At 72.3% G+C, this 21309-nt stretch carries 19 protein-coding genes and 2 tRNA genes; 8 read left to right on the top strand and 13 right to left on the bottom strand.

The window, feature by feature from the left end; all coding sequences use genetic code 11:
• Complete coding sequence (locus tag ACWEEU_RS16940) at positions 1-609, bottom strand: TetR/AcrR family transcriptional regulator (RefSeq protein WP_451733065.1); 609 nt, start codon at positions 607-609, stop codon at positions 1-3.
• Positions 610-793: 184 nt separating this feature from the next.
• Here ACWEEU_RS16940 and hisN point away from each other — a divergent pair, with 184 nt between their 5' ends.
• The 3 genes from hisN (at position 794) to ACWEEU_RS16955 (ending at position 2693) form a co-directional block, all read left to right on the top strand.
• Positions 794-1594, top strand: a complete 801-nt coding sequence (hisN, locus tag ACWEEU_RS16945; RefSeq protein ID WP_385745431.1) for a histidinol-phosphatase — start codon at positions 794-796, stop codon at positions 1592-1594.
• A gap of 175 nt (positions 1595-1769) precedes the next feature.
• Positions 1770-2168 (top strand): CBS domain-containing protein, encoded by a 399-nt coding sequence (locus ACWEEU_RS16950; protein ID WP_385745429.1) that lies wholly within the window; start codon positions 1770-1772, stop codon positions 2166-2168.
• A 108-nt stretch (positions 2169-2276) separates the two neighbouring features.
• Positions 2277-2693, top strand: coding sequence for a Fur family transcriptional regulator (locus ACWEEU_RS16955; RefSeq protein ID WP_451733070.1), 417 nt, complete (start codon positions 2277-2279; stop codon positions 2691-2693).
• 125 nt (positions 2694-2818) lie between these two features.
• Here ACWEEU_RS16955 and ACWEEU_RS16960 read toward each other — a convergent pair.
• From ACWEEU_RS16960 to ACWEEU_RS16975, 4 genes are all read right to left on the bottom strand, one after another.
• Positions 2819-2892, bottom strand: a tRNA-Met gene (locus tag ACWEEU_RS16960).
• Between the two features lie 71 nt (positions 2893-2963).
• Positions 2964-4781 (bottom strand): tetratricopeptide repeat protein, encoded by a 1818-nt coding sequence (locus ACWEEU_RS16965; protein ID WP_385745426.1) that lies wholly within the window; start codon positions 4779-4781, stop codon positions 2964-2966.
• Between the two features lie 206 nt (positions 4782-4987).
• Positions 4988-5061, bottom strand: a tRNA-Met gene (locus tag ACWEEU_RS16970).
• 41 nt (positions 5062-5102) lie between these two features.
• Positions 5103-7991 (bottom strand): UPF0182 family membrane protein, encoded by a 2889-nt coding sequence (locus tag ACWEEU_RS16975; protein ID WP_451733160.1) that lies wholly within the window; start codon positions 7989-7991, stop codon positions 5103-5105.
• A 163-nt stretch (positions 7992-8154) separates the two neighbouring features.
• Between ACWEEU_RS16975 and ACWEEU_RS16980 the strand changes: the two genes are divergently transcribed.
• Positions 8155-8697 (top strand): PPA1309 family protein, encoded by a 543-nt coding sequence (locus ACWEEU_RS16980; RefSeq protein ID WP_385745424.1) that lies wholly within the window; start codon positions 8155-8157, stop codon positions 8695-8697.
• Positions 8698-8948: 251 nt separating this feature from the next.
• Here ACWEEU_RS16980 and ACWEEU_RS16985 read toward each other — a convergent pair whose 3' ends face one another.
• The 4 genes from ACWEEU_RS16985 to ACWEEU_RS17000 form a co-directional block, all read right to left on the bottom strand.
• Positions 8949-10046, bottom strand: coding sequence for a YlbL family protein (locus ACWEEU_RS16985; RefSeq protein WP_385743394.1), 1098 nt, complete (start codon positions 10044-10046; stop codon positions 8949-8951).
• Positions 10047-10096: 50 nt separating this feature from the next.
• The gene (locus tag ACWEEU_RS16990) at positions 10097-10225 is read right to left on the bottom strand and encodes a hypothetical protein (RefSeq protein ID WP_385743492.1); all 129 of its coding nucleotides are present in this window, start codon (positions 10223-10225) and stop codon (positions 10097-10099) included.
• A 181-nt stretch (positions 10226-10406) separates the two neighbouring features.
• Positions 10407-10868 carry a molybdenum cofactor biosynthesis protein MoaE gene (locus ACWEEU_RS16995; protein WP_451733075.1) on the bottom strand — a complete coding sequence of 154 codons (462 nt, stop codon included), beginning with the start codon at positions 10866-10868 and terminating at the stop codon, positions 10407-10409.
• 115 nt (positions 10869-10983) lie between these two features.
• Positions 10984-12096: an SDR family oxidoreductase gene (locus ACWEEU_RS17000; RefSeq protein WP_451733078.1), complete on the bottom strand. Its 1113-nt coding sequence runs from the start codon at positions 12094-12096 to the stop codon at positions 10984-10986.
• 191 nt (positions 12097-12287) lie between these two features.
• Between ACWEEU_RS17000 and ACWEEU_RS17005 the strand changes: the two genes are divergently transcribed.
• Complete coding sequence (locus ACWEEU_RS17005; protein ID WP_385743400.1) at positions 12288-13730, top strand: zinc-dependent metalloprotease; 1443 nt, start codon at positions 12288-12290, stop codon at positions 13728-13730.
• Complete coding sequence (locus tag ACWEEU_RS17010; protein ID WP_451733082.1) at positions 13727-14248, top strand: NUDIX hydrolase; 522 nt, start codon at positions 13727-13729, stop codon at positions 14246-14248. The genes ACWEEU_RS17005 and ACWEEU_RS17010 overlap by 4 nt, the downstream gene beginning before the upstream one ends.
• A gap of 80 nt (positions 14249-14328) precedes the next feature.
• Here ACWEEU_RS17010 and ACWEEU_RS17015 read toward each other — a convergent pair whose 3' ends face one another.
• The 4 genes from ACWEEU_RS17015 to ACWEEU_RS17030 all read right to left on the bottom strand — a co-directional run bounded on the left by ACWEEU_RS17015 (position 14329) and on the right by ACWEEU_RS17030 (position 18181).
• The gene (locus ACWEEU_RS17015) at positions 14329-15084 is read right to left on the bottom strand and encodes an AIM24 family protein (RefSeq protein ID WP_385743404.1); all 756 of its coding nucleotides are present in this window, start codon (positions 15082-15084) and stop codon (positions 14329-14331) included.
• Between the two features lie 17 nt (positions 15085-15101).
• Positions 15102-15782 (bottom strand): AIM24 family protein, encoded by a 681-nt coding sequence (locus ACWEEU_RS17020; RefSeq protein WP_385743406.1) that lies wholly within the window; start codon positions 15780-15782, stop codon positions 15102-15104.
• 11 nt (positions 15783-15793) lie between these two features.
• A complete protein-coding gene (locus ACWEEU_RS17025) occupies positions 15794-17437 on the bottom strand; it encodes a TerD family protein (protein WP_451733086.1) in 1644 nt (547 codons plus the stop codon).
• Positions 17438-17584: 147 nt separating this feature from the next.
• Entirely contained in the window at positions 17585-18181 is a 597-nt protein-coding gene (locus ACWEEU_RS17030) for a M48 metallopeptidase family protein (RefSeq protein WP_385743410.1), read from the bottom strand.
• Between the two features lie 271 nt (positions 18182-18452).
• On the opposite strand from ACWEEU_RS17030, the gene ACWEEU_RS17035 reads away from it, so the two are divergent.
• Both ACWEEU_RS17035 and ACWEEU_RS17040 read left to right on the top strand, forming a co-directional pair.
• Positions 18453-19700 (top strand): ThiF family adenylyltransferase, encoded by a 1248-nt coding sequence (locus tag ACWEEU_RS17035; protein ID WP_385743412.1) that lies wholly within the window; start codon positions 18453-18455, stop codon positions 19698-19700.
• Positions 19693-21237 (top strand): ABC1 kinase family protein, encoded by a 1545-nt coding sequence (locus ACWEEU_RS17040; RefSeq protein ID WP_451733091.1) that lies wholly within the window; start codon positions 19693-19695, stop codon positions 21235-21237. The genes ACWEEU_RS17035 and ACWEEU_RS17040 overlap by 8 nt, the downstream gene beginning before the upstream one ends.
• The last annotated feature ends 72 nt before the right edge of the window (positions 21238-21309 follow it).

The following is a 21309-nucleotide window of genomic DNA, read 5'->3' on the forward strand; positions in this document are numbered from 1 at the left end:
TCACGGCTGCCGGCCGCGCAGGGCACCGCCGATCAGGCCCGCCATGCCGCCCGCGCCCGGCGGCACCGCCACGCAGGACAGCGCGATCCGGGCCACCAGCTCGCAGCAGAAGGCGAGTTCGGCCACCTCGGCGGGGGCGGCGCCGGGCGCGGACAGCGCGGTGACCGCCCGGTCCCGCACGATCCGCAGCAGATCGCCGGGCGAGGGCAGCGGGCCGTCCGCCCGGCGCTGCGCCGGGACGGCGGAGGAGGACGGCACCCCGGACAGGGTCGGCGCGGGCAGCCGCTCGCTCCAGCAGCCGGTGAGCATCGCCCGCACCAGCGCGTTGTCCCGGGCGGCGGACGCCGTCCACTCGGCGGTGGCGGTGAGCCGCTCCTGCGGCTCGGCGTGCGCGGCGAGTGCCCGCTCCACCCCGGCGAGATAGCCGTCGGCCTCACGCCGGACCAGCGCCCTGGCCAGGCCGTCCTTGCTGCCGAACTCGTTGTACAGCGTCTGCCGGGACACCCCGGCGGCCGCGGCCACGTCGACCATGCGCACCGCGGACCACGGCCTGCGGGTGAGTGCGGTGAACGCGGCGTCCAGCAGCGATTCCCGGGCTGCGGGCATCATCGTCTCCCTGGGGGCGAGCGACTCTGCGCCCAGGTTTGACGCGCGCCGGGGCACTGTCAAGGGGCCGGGAGGCCCCAGGGGGCGCGCTTCGGACAGCGCGCCGTTCCGTGCGCCCTGGGCACCGCGACACCCGCGCGCACCCCCGTGTGGCCCGGTCGCGGCCCTGGCCGATAGCGTTCGTCACATGCCGGACTATCTCGACGACCTGCGCCTCGCCCACGTCCTCGCGGACGCGGCCGACGCCGCGACCATGGCCCGCTTCAAGGCGCTCGACCTGAAGGTGGAGACCAAGCCGGACATGACGCCGGTGAGCGAGGCCGACAAGGCGGCGGAGGAGGTCGTGCGCGGCCAGCTCCAGCGGGCCCGTCCGCGCGACGCGGTCCTCGGCGAGGAGTACGGCGTCGAGGGCACCGGGCCGCGCCGCTGGGTGATCGACCCGATCGACGGCACCAAGAACTACGTGCGCGGTGTCCCGGTGTGGGCGACGCTGATCTCGCTGATGGAGGCGGGCGAGGGCGGCTTCCGGCCGGTCGTGGGCCTGGTCTCCGCCCCGGCTCTCGGCCGCCGCTGGTGGGCCGCGGAGGGCCACGGCGCCTTCACCGGGCGCAGCCTGACCTCCGCCTCCCGCATCCACGTCTCCGGGGTGGAACGGCTCGCGGACGCCTCCTTCGCCTACTCCTCGCTGACCGGCTGGGAGGACCAGGGCCGGCTGGGCGGCTTCCTCGACCTGACCCGCGCGGTGTGGCGCACGCGCGCGTACGGCGACTTCTGGCCGTACATGATGGTGGCCGAGGGCGCCGTCGACATCTGCGCGGAGCCGGAGCTGTCCCTGTGGGACATGGCCGCCAACGCGATCATCGTCACCGAGGCGGGCGGCACCTTCACGGGTCTGGACGGCAGGCCGGGCCCGCACAGCGGCAACGCGGCGGCTTCCAACGGCCCGCTGCACGAGGAGCTGCTGGGGTATCTCAACCAGCGCGACTGACCCCCCGTCGGCGCGACCGGCGCGCCCCGGCAGCCGGTGTGCCCCGCACGCCGGGCGACGGCCACGCACGCCCCCTTGTTGACCACCTCTTTACCTGGCAGTCTGGGAAGCGACCCCACTTGTGAATTCGTGAATCCGCGCTCGCGCCCGGATTCCGAGGAGGTGGCTCCATCCCATGCTCGTCCGCGACGCCATGAGCACGGTGGTCCTCACCGTCGGCCCCACCCACACCCTCCGCCAGGCAGCCGCCCTGATGTCCGCGCGCCGCGTCGGCGCCGCCGTGGTCCTCGACCCCGACGCCGGCGGCACGGGCATCCTCACCGAGCGCGACATCCTGAACTCCGTCGGCCTCGGCCAGAACCCCGACACCGAGACCGTCCACGCGCACGCCACCACCACCGCCGTCGTCTTCGCCGCTCCGACCTGGACGCTGCGGGAGGCGGCCCGCGCCATGACGCACGGCGGCTTCCGGCACCTGGTCGTCCTGGACCGCGGCGAGCCCGTGGGCATCGTCTCGGTCCGCGACATCATCCGCTGCTGGGCCCCGGCACGGGAGCCCGAACCGGCCCTCTGAGCCCCGGCTCCCCGCCTTCGCGTCCACATTGGATCGCGTCCAATACGATTCGCGTTCCAAAATCACACATGTTCAGGATCCGACCTCGTGACTGTTACGCTGGCTGCCATGAGTGACCTTCTGGAACGGCTGCGTGGACGCGGCTGGCGCATGACCGCGCAGCGCCGCGTCGTCGCCGAGGTTCTCGACGGAGAGCACGTCCATCTGACCGCCGACGAGGTCCACGCGCGCGCGGTGGCCAAGCTGCCGGAGATCTCCCGCGCGACCGTCTACAACACGCTGGGTGAGCTGGTCTCCCTCGGCGAGGTGCTCGAGGTCGCCACGGACCGCCGCGCCAAGCGGTACGACCCCAACGCGCACCGCCCGCACCACCACCTGGTCTGCGCCCGCTGCGGCGCGATCCGCGACGTGCACCCGACCGGCAACCCGCTGGCAGACCTCCCCGACACCGAGCGCTTCGGCTTCGCCGTCTCGGACGTCGAGGTGACCTACCGGGGACTGTGCCCGGACTGCGCGGGCGCCTGACCCGGTATCTCCGCCGCTCCCCTCGGGGGGCGGCGCACCCATGTCCGGACCCCTGCGCCCGCAACACGCCCGCACAACGACCGAGGGCCGGAATCCATCTCTGGATTCCGGCCCTCGGGCTTCAGTAGCGGGGACAGGATTTGAACCTGCGACCTCTGGGTTATGAGCCCAGCGAGCTACCGAGCTGCTCCACCCCGCGTCGGTGAATATGACACTACGCGAGACCTGCCTGGTGAGGCAAATCCATTCGGCGCGGCCCGTTCGGCCAGGTCACGCCGACAGCTCCTCCCGCAGCGCGTCCCGCAGCCGTGCCGCCCGCCGGGCCACCTCCTCCGGGCCCAGCTCCACGGCCCGGTCGGCCCAGCGCTGCCCCTCGTCCAGCTCGCCGCGCCGGGCACAGACGAGGGCCAGGCGCAGCGCGGCCCGCCCGTGGCCCGCGTCGGCGGCGCGCTCCCACCACACCGCCGCCTCCGGCTCGCTGCCCTCGCGGGCCAGGAGCAGCCCGAGGTTGAAGGCGCCGTTGCGCGAGCCCGCCTCGGCCGCCTCCCGGTACCAGCGCGCGGCCTCGACCACGTCGCCCCGGGCCGCCGCCAGCATCCCGACCCGCACCTGCGCGCGCCGGTGGCCCAGGCTGGCCGCCCGCTCGTACCACTCCTCGCACTCGGTCTTGTCGTGCGTGCTCTCGCCCAGCTCGTGCGCGGGCTCCGGCGGACGGCGCGCGTCGAGCACGGCGGCGAGGCGGTAGGCGGCCTCGGCGCTGCCGCCCCCCGCGGCGCAGCGCAGATACCGTTCTGCGGCCTGTTCGTCGCCCTCGCGCAGCCGGGCGATGCCGACCTGGAGCGCGGCCTCGGTGTGCCCGGCGGCGGCCGCCCGCTCGTACCAGCGCAGGGCGCTCGCGGCGTCCTCCTCGGTGCTCCGCCCGGAGTGCAGGATGCCGAGGTTGAAGGCGGCGTCCACGCTGCCCGCCTCGGCGGCCTTGGAGAACCAGGGCTCGGCACCCCGCGTGTCCCCGACCTGGAGCAGCAGGATGGCCAGCGCGTTGGCGGCCTCGCGGTGCCCGGCGTAGGCGGCTCGCCGGTACCACTGCTCGGCCTGGGCGGTGCGGCCCTGCTCGGCGCAGAGCAGGCCGAGGTTGTAGGCACCGTTGTCGTCACCGGCGTCCAGGGCGGCCCGGTACCAGCGCTCGGCGGTCTGGGTCTCGCCGCGCTCGGCGTGCAGCGCGCCGAGCGCGTTGGCCGCGTTGCCGTCGCCGCCCTGGGCGGCGCGCAGCCACCACATGGCGGCGCCCTCGGTGTCGCCCGCGTCGCGCAGCAGGAAGGCGAGCGCACAGGCGGCGCGGGACTCGCCCTCCTTGGCGGCGGTCAGATACCAGCGGCCGGCCTCCTTCAGCTCGCCGCGCCGCTCCAGGATGGCGCCGAGGTGGAGCGCGGCGAGGCGGTGGCCGCGCGCGGCGGCCTGCCGGTACCACTGCTCGGCCTCCGCGAGGGCGTCGCGGTCCGCGCCACCGCGCCCCAGGCCCAGGTCGGCCTTGAGGTCCAGGGCGCGCGCGAGACGGTAGGCGGCCTCGCGGTGGCCGCGCTCGGCGGCGGCGCGCATCCAGCGCCGGGCGTCGGCGTCGCCGCGGTGGTCCAGGAGATCGGCGAGCGCGTAGGCGCCCAGCACATGTCCCTGCTCGGCGGACTGGCGCAGCCAGTACTCCGCGGCGGGTTCGTCACCGCGCTCGCGGTGGTGACGGCCGAGCGCGTGCGCGGCGGCGGCCGATCCGGCCACGGCGGCGATCCGCCACCAGCCGGCGGCCTCGTCGGGATAGCCGCGCTGGTGCAGCAGGACGCCGAGGTTGTTGGCGGCGGCCCGGTCACCGGCCGCGCTCGCGGCTCTCAACTGCGGTTCGGCGCCGTCCAGATCGCCCCGGCGCAGCAGGATGGCCCCGAGGAGGCTGGCCGCCTCGGCGTCTCCGGTGCGCGCCGCCATGCGCAGGCGCACTTCCTCGGCGGCTTCCCCCGTCTCGTCGATGGACGGCTCCTCGCCCGAAGGCTGCGCAAATCGCCCCGTTCCGAACAGAGTTGCCTTGTCCCCCATAACGTCCATCGTCGCACCACCTGCAACCTGGGTACACCCGGTGTACCGCAGTCCGTGAGGTCACTTCAGCGTTTTGTCGACATGCCCACAGAGAGACAAGTCAAACACAGTTCCCTCAACTCCCCCTGGCGGCAGGGCCGGTTCCGGACCCAGCACATGAGTTCGCACACCACGAAGGCCCGGATCTCGTGTGAGATCCGGGCCTTCGACTTCAGTAGCGGGGACAGGATTTGAACCTGCGACCTCTGGGTTATGAGCCCAGCGAGCTACCGAGCTGCTCCACCCCGCGTCGTTGTGTTGCAACCGTATCACGACGCGGGGCGGGGTCGGTCAGCTCGCCGGTTTGGCGGGCTTGGCGGGCTTCACCGGCGCGGACTGGGCCTCCTCGGCCTTGCGGAGCGCGTCCTGGAGGTCCTTCTGCGCCTTGGCGTAGGCGTCCCAGTCGGGGCCGTCCTTGAGTGCCTTCTGCCCGGCGTCGAACGCCTTCTGGGCGTCCTCCAGGGCCTGCTTGACCGTCGGGTTCTCCGACTTCGGCGGCTCGGTGGTGCCGCTCTCCGGCGGCTCGGCGCTCCCCTTGACGCCGAACACCTTGTCCAGCGCCTTGTCCAGGGTGTCCTCGAAGGCGGTCCTGCCCTCGTAGGTGACGAGCACCTTGCGCAGCAGCGGGTACTTCAGCTCGCCGCCGCGCACGTAGACGGGCTCCGCGTAGAGCAGGCCGCCGTCGAGCGGGACGGTGAGCAGGTTGCCGTACTCCACCTGGGAGTGGCCCCGGCTGAGCAGGGCGATCTGCTCGGCGATGCTCGGCTCGGAGTTGAACTGGCTCTGCACCTGCTTGGGGCCGTCCACCGTGGTGCTCGTGGGCAGCTTGAGGAGTCTGATCCGGCCGTAGTCGCCGGAGCGCGGATCGGAGTCCACCGCCATGAACGCGCTCAGGTTGTCCCGGCCGTTGGGCGTGAAGGTGGTCGTCAGCGAGAACGCCTGCTGCTTCTGGTCCGGCATCTTCATGCTCAGGTAGTACGGCGGGACCGCGCTGCGGGAGTCGTTGGTCGGGTCGTCCGGGACCTGCCACACCTCGTTGCCGCTGAGGAAGGTCTGCGAGTCCGTCACGTGGTAGCGGGTCAGCAGCTCGCGCTGGACCTTGAACAGGTCCTGCGGGTACCGCAGATGCGCCATCAGGGCGGAGGAGATGTCCGAGCGGGGCTCGACCGTGTGCGGGAACGCCTTCATCCAGGTCTTGAGCACCGGGTCCTTGGTGTCCCACTGGTACAGCTTGACCTCACCCGTGTAGGCGTCCACCGTCGCCTTGACCGAGTTGCGGATGTAGTTGACCTGGTTCTGCTGGGCCACCACCGCGCGGGAGTTGTTGGTGGCGGTCAGCGAGTCGGCGGTGGTGTCGCCGAGCGTGGTGCGCGAGGCGTAGGGGAAGCCGTTGGAGGTCGTGTAGGCGTCCACGATCCACTGGATGCGCCCGTCGACCACGGCCGGGTAGGCGTCGCCGTCGATGGTCAGCCAGGGGGCGACGGCCTCGACGCGGTCCTTGGGCGTGCGGTTGTACAGGACGCGCGAGCCCTTGCCGATCGCCCCGGAGTAGAGGATCTGCGGCTCGTTGAACGCCACCGCGTACGCCGCCCGGTTGAGCGGGTTGTCGAGGGAGACCCCGCTCCCGCCCCGGTAGCTGGTGGTCTTCTCGCCCTTGTCGTTGGAGTAGTCGATCTCCTTCTGCGGACCGCCCACGATGGAGTACGTGGTGGTCTTCTCGCCGTAGTAGATCTCCTGCTGGTAGTCGCCGAGGTTGCCCGTGGAGGGCAGGTTCTTCTCGGTGAAGACCGGGCGGCCCTTGTCGTCGGCCTCGGTGCCCTTGGCGGCGACCGCGCCGTAGCCGTGGGTGTAGCGGAAGTGGTCGTTGATCCAGTTGTGCTTCGGGATGCCGCTCAGGTCCAGCTCGCGCAGCCCGATGACGGTGTCCTGGTCCTTGCCGTCCTTGGTGGGGTACCGGTCGACGTCCAGGTTCTTCGGGAAGCCGTAGTAGTTCCAGATCTGCTGGAGCTGCTGGAAGGTGGGCGAGACCACGTTCGGGTCCATGATGCGGATGCTGGCCGTGTCGTCGACCTGGTCGCGCAGCGTGGTCTTGTCGGAGGTCGCCGCCTTGCCCGGGTACTCGCTGACCTGGGTGTGGTCGATGCCGTACGCCTCGCGGGTCGCCTTGAGGTTCTTCTGGACGTACGGCGCTTCCTTGGCCTGCTCGTTGGGCTGGACCTGGAACTTCTGCACGATGGCCGGGTACAGACCGCCGATCAGGATGGCGGAGAGCACCATGAGGCCGAAGCCGATGACGGGCAGCTGCCAGGTGCGCCGCCACAGGGTGGCGAAGAACAGCAGCGCGCAGATGACGGCGATGCAGAACAGGATCGTCTTGGCCGGGAGGTAGGCGTTGGCGTCCACGTAGCGCAGACCGGTCCAGTTGTCCGTCGCCTTGAAGCCGCTGGACTTCACCGCGAGGCCGTACCGGTCGAGCCAGTAGGCGACCGCCTTCAGGGTCACGAACACGCCCAGCAGCACGGAGAGATGACCGGTCGCGGCGGCCGAGGCGCGCGCGCCGGGGCTGGTGACGCGCAGCCCGCCGTACAGGTAGTGGGTGAGTGCGGCGGCGATCAGGGACAGGACCGTCGCGGCGAAGCCGAAGGCCAGCAGGAAGCGGTACCACGGCAGGTCGAAGGCGTAGAAGGAGACGTCCAGGTGGAACTGGGGGTCGCTCTGGTGGAACGGTACGCCGTTGACCCACATCAGCCAGGTCCGCCACTGGCCGGCCGCCGAGGCGCCGGCGATCAGGCCGACCAGCGCGGTGACGGCGAGCAGCAGCCAGGTCTTGTACGGCGCGATGCCCATCCGGTACCGGTCCAGGCTCTGCTGCTCCATGGACATGGCGCTGAGCGGGGGACGCAGCCGGTGCGCGAGCCAGATGTTGAACCCGACCGCGAGGGCCATCAGCAGGCCGAAGACGAAGAAGAGCCCGATCTTGGTCCACAGCGTGGTGGTGAAGACCGACGCGTAGTGCACCGAGCGGTACCACTGCCAGTCCGTCCAGAACCCCGCGAACATGGTGAAGGCCATGCCGAGGGCCGCCAGGACGCCCAGCGTCACGAGCAGGGTCCTCACCCGCCGGGACGGGCGGTCCGCTCTCGTCCGCGGTCCCGTCGGGCCCCCGCCGCGGTCCGGCATCTGGAAAGCCAAGGTGCGCACCTCGAAGTCGCTGTCGATCCGTCAGACCCTCGTGTTCGCGGGCCCTCGGCGGCCCCCCGTGATCGCGGGCCCCCACCTATGCAACTTACTCACGGTTTGCTCGGTTCCCGATTCCGGCCGGGAACGAGGCAGGATTGTGACCATGTCCAACACTCCCATGGCGGCGAACCCGCTCACCCGGGCCGTACTCGAGATCGACGAGTACGCCTCCGGCCTCGGCTGGGACCAGCCCGCCCGCCTCTTCGCCCTCGTCGACACCGCTCGGCTGCGGACCTCGGAACCCGCGCTCGCGGCCCAGCTCGGCCTGGCCGAGGACACCGGCGAGACGGGGCTCACGCCCATCGAACAGGAAGAGGTGCCCGCCGACCGGCCGCTCGACGAGTTCCTCGCCACCATCGCCTGGCCCGGCGCCGTGGTCGGCTGCGCGCTCACGGTCGAGCGTCAGATGCTGCCGCCCTCCGCCGAGAGCCAGGTCCCGCAGGGCCTCAGCGACGCCAAGCTCGCCAAGTGGGTCGCCTCCCACCCCGAGCGCCAGGAGGTCCGCATGACGGTCGCCGTCCTGCGCGACGGCACCCGCGACTCCGCGATCCGCCTGCGCGAGAAGGACTCCCCGACCGAGGTCCTGACCGGCCCCGACCTGGTACCGGGCCTGGCGGAGGCCCTGACGGCGACGTTCGAGGACTGACCGGCTCGCCTGCGGCGGCTCGGGGGGCGTTGACCCCGGGGCGGGGCGCTCGACCGTGCCCGGCGCGCCACGGCACGGCGCCCCGGGCACGTCGAACCCGAAGCGTCACCCCCGGCCGGCCGCCCCCGGCAGCGGGGGCGCCGGTGCGGGGTTCGGGGTGCGCGGGACGGGCGGAGCCCGTGCACCCGGGGCTGGTGGCGCGGTCCCGCGCGTCCGCCCCGGCGCGACAACCCTGGCCCGTCAGGCCGTGGTCAGCCCTTCGTCGTGCACTTCGGCAGAGCGGCCGTGTCGCCGGTGCGGATGTCCTTCAGGGCGTCGAGGGCGTCGTGGATGGTCTTGACCTTGACGAGGGTGAGGCCACCGGGGGTGTCCTCGGCGGCGGCCGCGCAGTTGTCGGCGGGGGTCAGGAAGTAGCGGGCGCCCTTGTCGCGCGCGCCGACGGTCTTCATGTCGATGCCGCCGATCGGCCCGACCGTGCCGGAGTCGTCGATGGTGCCGGTGCCCGCGACGAACGTGCCGCCGGTGAGGCTGCCCGGGGTCAGCTTGTCGTAGATGCCGAGCGCGAACATGAGTCCCGCGCTGGGGCCGCCGACGTCCGCCAGCTTGATGTCGATGCTGAACGGGAAGGTGTGGTCGGTCCCGGCGGAGATGCCGACGATGGCCCGCTTGGTGCCGGTGTCCTCGGAGCTGGTCGTCGTGATCGTGACGTCCTGCGTCTTCGTCGCGTCCTTGTGCGCCTTCTCGGCGGCGGCCTGCTCCTTGGCCGGGACGACCGTGAAGACGACCTTCTGGCCGGGCTTGTGGCGGGTCACCAGTTTGGCCACGTCGGAGGGCTGCTTGACGGCGGTGCCGTCCACGGCCTTGATCACGTCACCGGCGTGCAGCCGGCCCTGGGCCGGGGAGTCCTTGATGACGGTGGAGACGATCACCCAGGACCTGACCGGGACCTTCAGCTCCTTCAGGGCGGCGACCTTGGCGCTCTCCTGGGACTGGCTGAACTCCTCGGCGTTCTCCTGGGTGGACTGCTCCTCGGTCTTGCCGTCGGGGTAGAGCGTGTCGTGCGGCACGATCTTGCTGTCGTGCGCCAGCCAGCCGTAGACCGCCTGCACCAGGTTCATGCGGAAGTCGGCGCTGGTGACCCGGACGGTGGTCATGTTCAGGTGACCGTCCGTCGGATAGGTCTTGTGCCCCGCGATCTGGAGGACCGGCTCGCCGTCGTGGTCCCCGAGCGTGTTCACGGTCGGCCCCGGCGACATCTCCGCGTACGGCACGGGGATGAGCACCCCCGCGCACAGGAGCGCGATCAGCATCAGGGTGGAGGCGAGCATCGTCGCGGTGCGGCGTGGCATGGCACGACAGTACGGGACCGACCTGTCAGCACACCGTCAGGGCACCCTTGTCACGCGCCGCGGGCTCCCGTGTGGGACTTCTCCATGGCCTCGCGGAAACGGGCGTATCCGTCCAGCTCGGGCCCGTCGCTGCGGGCCCTGCGGGTCCGGTTGGCCCAGCTTCCCCACAGGCTCGCCACGACAGCAGCGACAACCGGAATCAGCAACCAGGCGAGCGCCGCCATGCCGACCTCCCAACCCCATGAGTGTCCGCGAACTGAATGATCAGCAGATTAACCGTTCGCACTCATAACGCTCACGCGAGGGCACCGGTTACGCAAGCGGAGGACCCGGTCGGCCCAACGTGACCCAGGGCCCGGCTCAGCAGGCGCCGACCCACTCCTCGGTGCCGTCGGAGAACCGCTGGTGCTTCCAGATCGGCACCTGGTGCTTGATGTCGTCGACGAGCCTGCGGCAGGCGTCGAACGCCTCGGCGCGGTGCGGGCAGGCCACGGCGGCGACGATGGCGAGGTCCCCGACGCCCAGGTCGCCCACCCGGTGGACGACGGCGAGCGCCCGCACCGGATACTCGGCGGCGACCTTCTCGGCGATGCGCCGCATCTCGTCCTCGGCGCTGGGGTGGCAGGAGTAGCCGAGCGCTTCCACGTCGGCGCCCTGGTCGTGATTGCGCACCGTGCCCACGAACAGCGAGATGCCGCCGGCGGCCGCGTCGCCGACCGCCGCGTACACCTCGTCGACCGAGAGCGGGGTGTCCCGGATGCCGGTCAGCTTGACGGGGTGCTCAGCGGCCTGCTCGCCGGGGTGATCGTTCGTGGGTGCCATGTCTCCATGGTGCCGCACGGCCCGGACATGCGGGAACGCGTGGCTCGGCCGATGGGAGCAGGCGACGCCGAGGAGAGGTTTGCGCCGGAAGTGCCGTCAAAGGAAGGAAGTGCCGTCAGAGGAGGCGGCGCGCCCGGCGCGCCCGGCGGACCACCGCCGCCGCGCCCAGGAGCGCGACCGTCGCGCCCGCCGCGCCCGCCGCCGTCGCGTCCTTGCGGCCAAGGCGCCGGCCCGCGACCGTGTGCCGGCCGGCGGCCTCCTCGAGCAGCTCCGCCAGGACCTCCTCGTTGGTCCAGCGCGGCCGCCACCCGGCGGCGTGCAGCCTGCTGCCGCTGACCACCCAGGGGTACATCGTGTACGCCAGGTCGCCCGCCGGGGACGGGGTCAGGCCGATCCGGTGCAGCCGGGCGGCGGCGCCGAGCGCGACGGCCGAGGGCAGCTCCATGCGCCGGATGCCGCTCAGCTCCTCGACCTCCTCCTGCTCCAGCCAGCCGTCGCAGCCGACGGCGAGTTCCCCGTCCACCTTCTCCAGGACGGCGTACTCCAGGGCCGTGCACAGGTCCTCGACGTGGCAGAACTGCCACGCGGGCCGCGACCCGGCGACGACCAGCAGCCGGGGCGACTCGAAGTAGCGGGTCAGGGCGGTGTCGGTGCCGCCCACCAGGACGGCGGGACGGACCACGGTGACGTTGAGGCCCGGGTGCGCCCGGGGCGCGCGCCGGGCGAGGCGCTCGATCTCCAGCAGGTCGGCGACCCCGGTGGCCTCGGCCGTGGCGCGCAGCTCGGCGTCCTCCGACAGCGGCAGCTCGTTGTCCGGGAGCGCGCCGTAGACCATGGCCGACGTGCACAGCACGACCCGGCGGACCCCGGCCGCGGCGGCGGCGGTCAGCACGGTCTGGGTCCCGCGGACGTTGTACGCGGTGCGGGCGGCCGGGTCGCTGCCGAGGTCCAGGTCGAGCGCGAGGTGGACGACCACGTCGACGCCGCGCAGCTTGTCCGCGATGGCGGGGTCGCGCACGTCGAGGATGTGCCACACCGCGTCCGCGCACTCCCCTCGCCGCTCGTCGATGGCGACGACCTGCCGGACCGCCTCGTCGGCGGCGAGCCGCACCGTGAGCAGCGCGCCGACCCCGCCGGCCGCACCGGTGACCGCGACGACGGGGCCGCGCACGGGGGACGGCGAGGACGGGTTTCGCGCTGCGCGAACCTGCGGATCTGGGGAACTCACCGGGCGTCTCCAGCGGTTGTCTTCAGTACGGGCGCGGACGACGCGCCCGTACCAGGTGCATCCATCCTGCCGCAGCCCTTGCGTGGGCGAAGCACCGAGGCCCAATCCGGTCCGGGTGTCTACGCTGGGTGGTGAAGTCGGGCAGCCGCGCCGCCGGAGAGAACCGGTGGCCTTACCAGCCGAGGAACCCCGTGAGTGACACCCCATTCGGATTCGGCCTTCCGCCGGAGGAGCCGGAAGACGGCGACGAGGGCAAGAAGAAGGACCAGCAGAGCGGTGGTGGGCAGGGACCGGCCAACCCCTTCGGTTTCGGCGGCCTGCCGGGAGCCGGTGGCTTTGGCGGCCCCGGCGCCGACAATCCGCTCGCCGCGATGTTCGGTTCCCTGAACCCCACCGACCTGGGCGCGGCCTTCCAGCAGCTCGGCCAGATGCTCTCGTACGAGGGCGGTCCGGTGAACTGGGACATGGCCAAGCAGATCGCCCGCCAGACGGTCGCCCAGGGCACTGCCGACGGCGTCAAGGACGCGAGCGTCGGTCCCGCCGAGCGTTCCGCCGTGCAGGAGGCCGTGCGCCTGGCCGACCTGTGGCTGGACGACGCGACCTCGCTGCCCTCCGGCGCGAACACGGCCGTGGCCTGGTCGCGCGCGGAGTGGGTCGAGGCCACCCTTCCGGCCTGGAAGGAACTGGTCGACCCGGTCGCCGAGCGTGTCGGCGCGGCCATGGGTGACGTCCTGCCGGAGGAGATGCAGGCCATGGCGGGCCCGCTGATCGGCATGATGCGCTCCATGGGCGGCGCGATGTTCGGCACGCAGATCGGCCAGGCCGTCGGTGTGCTCGCGGGCGAGGTCGTCGGCTCGACCGACATCGGTCTGCCGCTCGGCCCGGTGGGCCAGGCCGCGCTGCTCCCGGTCAACGTGGAGACGTTCGGCAAGGACCTCGGCGTCCCCAAGGACGAGGTGCGGCTGTACCTGGCCCTGCGCGAGGCGGCCCACCAGCGTCTGTTCGCGCACGTGCCGTGGCTGCGCTCGCACCTGTTCGGCGCGGTCGACGGGTACGCGCGCGGGATCAAGGTCGACACCGCCAAGCTGGAGGACGTGGTCGGCCAGTTCGACCCGCAGAACCCCGAGCAGCTGCAGGACGCGCTCCAGCAGGGCATGTTCCAGCCCGAGGACACGCCCGCGCAGAAGGCCGCCCTGGCCCGTCTGGAGACCGCGCTCGCGCTGGTCGAGGGCTGGGTGGACGCGGTGGTCCACACGGCCGCGAAGCCGCGCCTGACGTCCGCCGACGCACTGCGCGAGACGCTGCGCCGCCGCCGTGCGAGCGGTGGTCCGGCCGAGCAGACCTTCGCCACGCTGATCGGCCTGGAGCTGCGCCCGCGCCGGCTGCGCGACGCCTCCCGTCTGTGGGCCTCGCTCACGGACGCGCGCGGCGTGGACGGCCGGGACGCGCTGTGGCACCACCCTGACATGCTTCCGACGGCGACCGACCTGGACGACCCGGACGGCTTCGTCCACCGCGAGCAGATGGACTTCTCCGAGCTGGACAAGATGCTCGGCGAGGCGGCCGGTGGCGGCGCGGAGAAGCCCGACCTGAAGAAGGACGAGGGCGAGAGCAAGGGCGACGAGACCGAGTGAGCCTGTACGACGACGCGGTCCACGTCCTCAAGGGGTACGCGGACCAGGGCGAGTTGCGCGACGCCTATCTCGAGCATCTGGCTGCCCACCCGGACGGCATGTGGAAGTCCTGTCACGCCGGTCACCTCACGGCCAGCGCGCTGGTGATCGACCCCGGGCACGACCGGGTGCTGCTCACCCTGCACAGGAAGCTGCGGATGTGGCTCCAGATGGGCGGCCACTGCGAGCCGGGCGACGCCACCCTGGCGGAGGCGGCGCTGCGCGAGGCCGCCGAGGAGTCCGGGATCACGGGTCTGACCCTGCTGCCCGGCGGCCCGGTCCGCCTGGACCGGCACCCGATCCCGGCCCCCTGTCACTGGCACTACGACGTGCAGTACGCGGTCCTCGCCCCGCGCGGTGCCGAGCACGCGATCAGCGACGAGTCGCTGGACCTGCGCTGGTTCGGGTACGACGAGGTCGCGTCCGTGGCGGACGAGTCGGTGGTCCGGCTGCTGGAGGCGAGCCGCGCGAGGCTCTGAACGGCTGTGAACGTGTAAGGGGCTCCCGCCGTTGCGGGCGCCCCTTACGTTCGCCGCGTCACGTCCACCGTGGGGCGCCGTCAGCTCCAGACGTTGCCCTGGTTCTGTCCGCGCGCGCCCTGCTGGCCCATGCCGAACTGGGCGGCGACCCCGCCACCGATCCGCGCGTGCTGCGGCGGCATCAGCTCGCTGGGCTGCACGAGGGCGAAGCCGGAGCCCATGAAGCTCAGCTCCCAGCCCTCACCCGTGCTCGCGCGCCGCCGCCACACCCCGGAGGAGTGCGTCTGGGCCTGCATCTGCACCCGCAGCGAGGTGGACCAGGCCACGATCGCGTCCGCGTCGCAGTTGACGTACTTGTCGGGCGTCACCTGCACCAGCAGCGGCGCGCCGGAGGTCATGAGGGCGACCTTGCCGCGTCCGGTGATGTTGAGCTGGTACTTCCCCGAGCCGGAGATGCCGTAGAGGCTGTCCACGGCGATGACCTCGTGGTGCAGCGAGGAGTCCATGGCGAGGACGTAGGCGCTGTCGACCGTCAGGCCCTCCTGCTCGACGTCCAGGACGTGCACGTGCTGGGCGAGGTTGGCGAGGTAGACCGTGCCCTGACCGTGACAGCGCATCAGGTCCAGGCCCTCGCCGGTGTGCGCACGCGCGCGGCGCTGCCCCTGGCTGCGGTACTCGGCGTCGAACTCGACCAGACCCTGGTAGGCGACCATGGCGCCCTTGCGGGCGAGGAGGTCGTCGTGCCCCTCCAGGGTGACGCGGAGCATCTGCTGGTTCTGCAGGCTCCAGCGCTCCTGGGTCTGGGAGTCGTTGTATGCGAAAAGCGGGCTCTGCATGGTGTGTCTGTTCCCCCTCAGCCCCGGAACCGGAGGCGGTCGGTGCTGTCCTCGCTGGGCTGGACGACGACGATGCCCTGTCCGGAGAAGGCCAGTTGGTACGCCTCGCCGCTACCCCGGCCGATCAGCGACTGGGCCTTGAAGCTGCGCTTGCCCTTCACCTTGAGGTTCGGGGACCAGGCCACCAGCGCGTCTGGGTCGACGAAGGTCTCGTCCTCGCCGCCGCCGCAGTCGACGACGATCGGCGTGCCGCGCGAGGTCAGCGCGACCCAGCCCTGGCCGGAGATCCGGGTGTTCCACAGGCCCTGCCCGGCGAACTTGGCCATTCCCTTGACGCGTTCGACGCCCCACGTCAGATGCGCGTCGAAGGCGAGCAGATTGGTGGCGTTGACGGAGATGCCGTCGCCGTCGAGGTTGATGACGACCACGTCGGCGCCGTAGTCGGCGAGATAGAGCAGTCCGTCGCCGGAGCACTTCATCAGCGGGGCGCCCTCGCCGGTCATCCAGTCGCGGGCGATCTGGCGGACGGCGGGCGGGTTGGGCTCGTACTGGATGAATCCCTCGTAGGAGATCATCGAACCCGCGCGCGCGAGAAGGTCGTTGCCGGTCTGCATGGCGACCTTCAGCATCTGGCCGCCGTGGTTCTCCATGCGGGCGGTGACGGGTGCGGGGGCGTGGCCCGCGAGCGGCTGGTACATGTCGGGCTCCCTCAGACCTCGTACGGCTGGACGACGATGAAGTTGCCGGGTGCGCCCCGGAACTGGAGGTTGACGCTCTCTCCGGTGTCGCCCGCGTACGCGTTGCGGCGCATCCGGACCTGGCTGGAGACGATCACCTGCGCGGCCGCAGACCAGGCGACCACCGCGTGGCAGTCGGCGAAGGTCGTGGGCGTCACCGGGAGCACGACCGGAACGCCGTGCGTCTTGACGACGATCGTGCCGGTGCCCTGGAACTGCATGGTGAACAGCGCGCCGCCGGGGATTCCGTGACCCTCGATCCGGCGGACCTCGTACTGGAGGCTCTCGTCGAAGGCGAGGACGTTCTCGGCGGAGACGCAGATCGCGTCGCCCTGGAGCTCGATCGGGTGGAGATAGGTGGAGTCGTCGGCGAGGAACACCTGGCCCTGGCCGGTGCAGCGCATGAGCTGCATCTCCTGGCCGGTGGCGTTGCCGACGACGCGTCCCGCGAATCCGGCGCCCTTGTAGGCGAAGTCGACCTTGCCCTGGTAGAGCACCATGCTGCCCTGCCGGGCCAGCACCGGCTGACCGGCGACGCCCAGGTCCACGCGGACCAGTTTCTTGTTCTGCTGGGTCCAGCGCTGCCCGGTGGGCACCTCCTTGTACATCTGGAGGGCCGCGCCGACCCCGGCACCGCTCTGCGGGGCGCCCTGCGGCACGCCGTAGGGGGCGGTCTGCTGGCCGGGGACCTGTGCGTGGCCGTGCGACTGGGGTGCGCCGGGCGGGGTGCCGTAGCCCGGGGGCAGCGGGGCACCCGGGCCGCCCTGGGTGCCGTAGCCCGGGGGCGGCGGCGCGGTGGGGGCGCCGGGCTGGGCGCCGTACGGCGGCTGCGGCGCGCCGTAGGGCGCGGGGGCCGGGGCGGGCGGCGGGACCGTGCCGCCGGGCGGGGTGGTCAGGGGGGCGATGACCGTCGGGGCGCCGTGCACGTTCGGTTCGGGCGCCGGGGGCGGGGTGAAGCCCTGGGGCGCGGGGGCCGCCGGAGCGGGTGCCGGGGGCGCGGCGGGTACCGGTGCCGACGGGACGGCGAAGGCGGGCGCGGCGAAGCCCGGGGCGGCGGCCTGCGGCGCGGGCCCGGCCGGGGCCTCCTCCTCCAGCACCTCGCCGCCGAAGTTCTTCAGCAGCGCCTCCAGTCCGCCGTCGAAGCCCTGACCGACCGCGGCGAACCGCCACACGTCCTTGAGGTAGATGTCCCCGAGCATGACGGCGCGTTCGGTGGTGAACTCGGCGCCGGTGAAGGAGTACCGCGCGACCTCCTCGCCGCCCGCCACGATGCGCAGATAGCCGGGGGCCACCTGGGACATCTGGCCGTCGCCGTCGATGGTCGCCGTGAAGGACAGCTTGTGCACGCTCGGCGGGATCCGGTCGAGCGTGACGCGGAAGGACTCGGTGTCGCCCGCCTGGGCGCCGAGGAGCTGGATGGACTCCTCCGGTGACTTCGGCTGGTTGAAGAAGACGAAGTAGCGGTCGTCGGAGAGGCGCTCGTCCGCGTCCAGTCCGAAGCAGCTTATGTCGAAGGTCAGTCCGGGAGCGGAGATCTGCACACCCACGTACAGATCCGTGCCCGCCGTCAGGTCACTGATCCTGGCCTTGTGGCCGCGTTGGAATTCCCTGGTCATGCGTAACGACCGTCCCCCATCCGGAATGCGAGTGCGTCGCGCCAGGCTAACGGCAAATACCGACAATGGGCGTAGCCGGTACGGACCCGGTACACAACCGCGGCCCGGGGCTCACACGCGACCGGACCGGAAGCTCACACGCGCCGTTCACTCACCGCGCGCGCCGGGGACGTGCGGCAGCCGGGCGGCCGCGACGACTCCCTCGAGATAGCCCCGGGCGCGCTCGGTGCGCGGATAGGACTCCAGCAGCCGCCAGAAGTCGGGACCGTGACCGGGCACCAGCAGATGCGCCAGCTCGTGGCAGAGCACGTAGTCGACGACGTACTCCGGCATTCCCTTGAGCCGGTGCGAGAGCCGGATGCTGCCCTCGGCCGGGGTGCACGAACCCCAGCGGGTGTTCTGGTTGGTGACCCAGCGCACGGAGGCGGGGCGGGCCCGGCCGTCGAAGTACTGCGCCGACAGCCGCTCGGCGCGCGCGGTCAGCTCGGCGTCGCCCGGCACCCGCTTGTTCTCCTGGGCGGCGAGCTTGTCGAGCATGACGGTCACCCAGCGCCGTTCCTCCGCCTCGGACATCCGGGCGGGGATGAGGATGACGGTGACGTCCCCCTCGCGGTACGCGGAGACCGTGCGGCGGCGCCGGGCACTGCGGCGGACCTCGATCGCGCGCGCCGCGAGGCCGTCCGGCGACTGGTCGGGCGCGCCGCGCGACGGCTGTCCGGCACGGGAGGACGGTTCGGCGGGCACGCCTCGACGGTACCTGGCCGTCCCGCCGAAGTCCCCCTTCCGACGGCCGGGCAACCGCTTTCCTGCCGACCACCCACCCCTTGTGCGCCTTTTGTTCCATCAGGCTCGCGGGCAACTCGCGTACAAAATGCCTGTACGACCATCAACCCGTGCCTGTGGACAACTCCCGGCACGTTTCCGGCGATCCGGCCATGCTGGCGTTCGAAGGCGGAGCCCGGCCGGACCCGCCTGGACGGGCAGGTGCGACACGAAGGGTGACGGGGGTTCTGTGATGCATCCGATGGTGAAGCCGGCGCTGCGGCAGGGCTGGCGCGATCTGAACACCGTGCAGTTCGGTATGACCCCGGCGCACGCGATCACGCTGGGCCCGGTCGATCCCGCCACGGGCAGCTTTCTCCGGCTGCTCAACGGCGCACGCGGGCTGCCGCTGCTGCGCGAGGAGGGGCGCCGCATGGACCTGCCCGACGGGCACGTGGACGCCCTGTTGCGGCGCCTCGGCCGGGCGGGGCTGCTCGACGACCTGCGGGGCGGTCCGCCGGACGCGCAGGCACTGCGGGAGAGAGGGGACGCACTGGACCGGCTGCGGCCCGACCTCGCCTCGCTGTCGCTGTCCACCTCCGAGCCGGGCGCCGCCATCGGGGTGCTCGCCGCCCGTCGTGCGCTGCGGGTGCGGGTGCACGGAGCGGGGCGGGTCGGGGCGGTGCTGGCCGCACTGCTGTCGGGCGCCGGGGTGGGCGAGGTGGACGTCCGCGACGTGGGGCGCGTGGAGCCGTGGGACGTGGCGCCGGGCGGCCTGCCCGCCGAGTCGGTGGGCGAGCGGCGGGACGAGGCGGCACGGGCTGCCGTGCGCCGTGCGGCCCCGGACCGTCCGCCGCGCCGGGCGCGCGCCTCCCCGCACACCGATCCCGGCCCGGCGGAGGCGGGACTGTCCCTGGTGATCGTCGCGCCGCGCGACGAGGTGGCCGTGCACGCCCCCGACCCGTTCACCACCGAGCGGCTGATGACCTCCGGGACGCCGCACCTCTACGCCGGGGTGGTGGAGGGCACGGGCGTGGTCGGGCCGCTGGTGCTCCCCGGTGAGACGAGCTGTGCGGGCTGTCTGCACGAGGACCGCACGGACGGTGACCCCGCGTGGCCGCGCCTGGTCACCCAGTGGCGGTGCGGCACGGCGCGCCGGGTGGGCGCCTGTGACCTCACGCTGGCCGTCGCGGTGGCGGGACTCGCCGCCGCGCACGCCCTGACCTTCCTCGACGGCGGCTCCCCGTCCAGCGCCGGGACCCGCTGGGAGGCGTCCTTGCCCGCTCTGACCTGGCACTCTCGACCGATCGCCCCACACCCCGCATGTGTCTGCGGAGCAGTGGAGAAGGGAAAAGGGAAGGGAAAGGGAGCCGCAATGGGGGAGCACTCCTCAACCAGCGGGGTGCCGCGCGCGACAATGGCGGTGCAACGGCCGTCGGCCGGGCGACGACGCGAGTCGGGCGCGGCGGGGCCGACAGGGACTTGGAGGGCGCATGTCTGATCTTCCCCGGAAGGCGGTCACCCGGACCGCCAAGCTCGCCGCGCTCCCGCTCGGCTTCGCCGGCCGGGCCACGTGGGGGCTGGGCAAGCGGATCGTGGGCGAGTCGGCGGAGATCGTCGGACGGGAGCTCCAGCAGCGCACGGCCGAACAGCTCTTCAAGGTGCTCGGTGAGCTGAAGGGGGGCGCGATGAAGTTCGGGCAGGCCCTGTCCGTCTTCGAGTCCGCGCTGCCCGAGGAGGTCGCCGGTCCCTACCGTGCCGCGCTGACCAAGCTCCAGGAAGCCGCGCCGCCGATGCCGACCCGCACGGTGCACGCGGTGCTGGAGGAGCGGCTCGGTGCGGAGTGGCGGGAGCTGTTCCTCGAGTTCGAGGACAAACCGGCGGCCGCGGCCTCCATCGGGCAGGTCCACCGGGCGGTGTGGCACGACGGCCGCGAGGTGGCGGTCAAGGTGCAGTACCCGGGCGCGGGCGACGCACTGCTCTCCGACCTGAGCCAACTCAGCCGGTTCGCGCGGCTGCTGGGCCCGCTCATCCCTGGCATGGACATCAAGCCGCTGATCACGGAGCTGCGGGACCGCGTCTCCGAGGAGCTGGACTACGCGCTGGAGGCGCAGGCGCAGTCCGCGCACGCGGAGGAGTTCGCGGACGACCCGGACGTACTGGTCCCGGCGGTGGTGCACCAGTGCGAGCAGGTCCTGGTGACCGAGTGGATCGACGGCATCCCGCTCTCGGAGATCATCTCGGACGGCACCCCGGAGCAGCGCGACCGGGCCGGGCAACTGCTGGCCCGCTTTCTCTTCTCCGGCCCGGCGCGCACCGGTCTGCTGCACGCCGACCCGCACCCGGGGAACTTCCGGCTGCTGCCGGGCGGCCCCGGGGGCGAGGACGACTGGCGTCTGGGCGTGCTGGACTTCGGCACGGTCGACCGGCTCGCCGGAGGGCTTCCGCCGCCGATCGGGATCTCGCTGCGGCTGACGCTCGACGGTGACGCCGACAGTGTCTACCGGCTGCTGTGCGGCGAGGGCTTCATCAAGGAGTCCATCGAGCTGGACCCCGACGCGGTGCTCGACTATCTGCTGCCGATCATCGAACCGGCCCGGGTGGACGCCTTCACCTTCACCCGCTCGTGGATGCGCGGCCAGGCCGGCCGGGTCGCGGACCCCCGCTCCCCCGCCTACCAGCTCGGCAAGCGGCTCAACCTGCCGCCCGCCTATCTCCTGATACACCGCGTGACCCTCAGCACCATCGGGGTGCTCTGCCAACTGGGTGCGACGGTGCGGCTTCGGCAGGAGCTGGAGGACTGGCTGCCCGGGTTCGTGGAGGACGCGCCTGTGGACGAGACCTTGGGCGAGGGCCTGGCGGAGGACCTGGCGGAGGATCTGGACGAGAGCTTCGAAGAGGGCTTCGTCGAGGAGGAGTTGAACGGGGAGGCGGTGGACGAGCGGCTCGTCGTCAAGGAGTTCACCACCGAGGCGTCCACCGCCAAGGAGTCCGCCGACGAGGAGGACCTGCCGGAGGCGCCCGCCGCCGAGGCGTGACGGACGTGCCGCGGGGGCCGGTCCGTCCGACGGACCGGCCCCCGCGGGGAGAAGGTGTGCTGCCTCGGGTGT

The organism is Streptomyces sp. NPDC005004 (assembly GCF_053600675.1).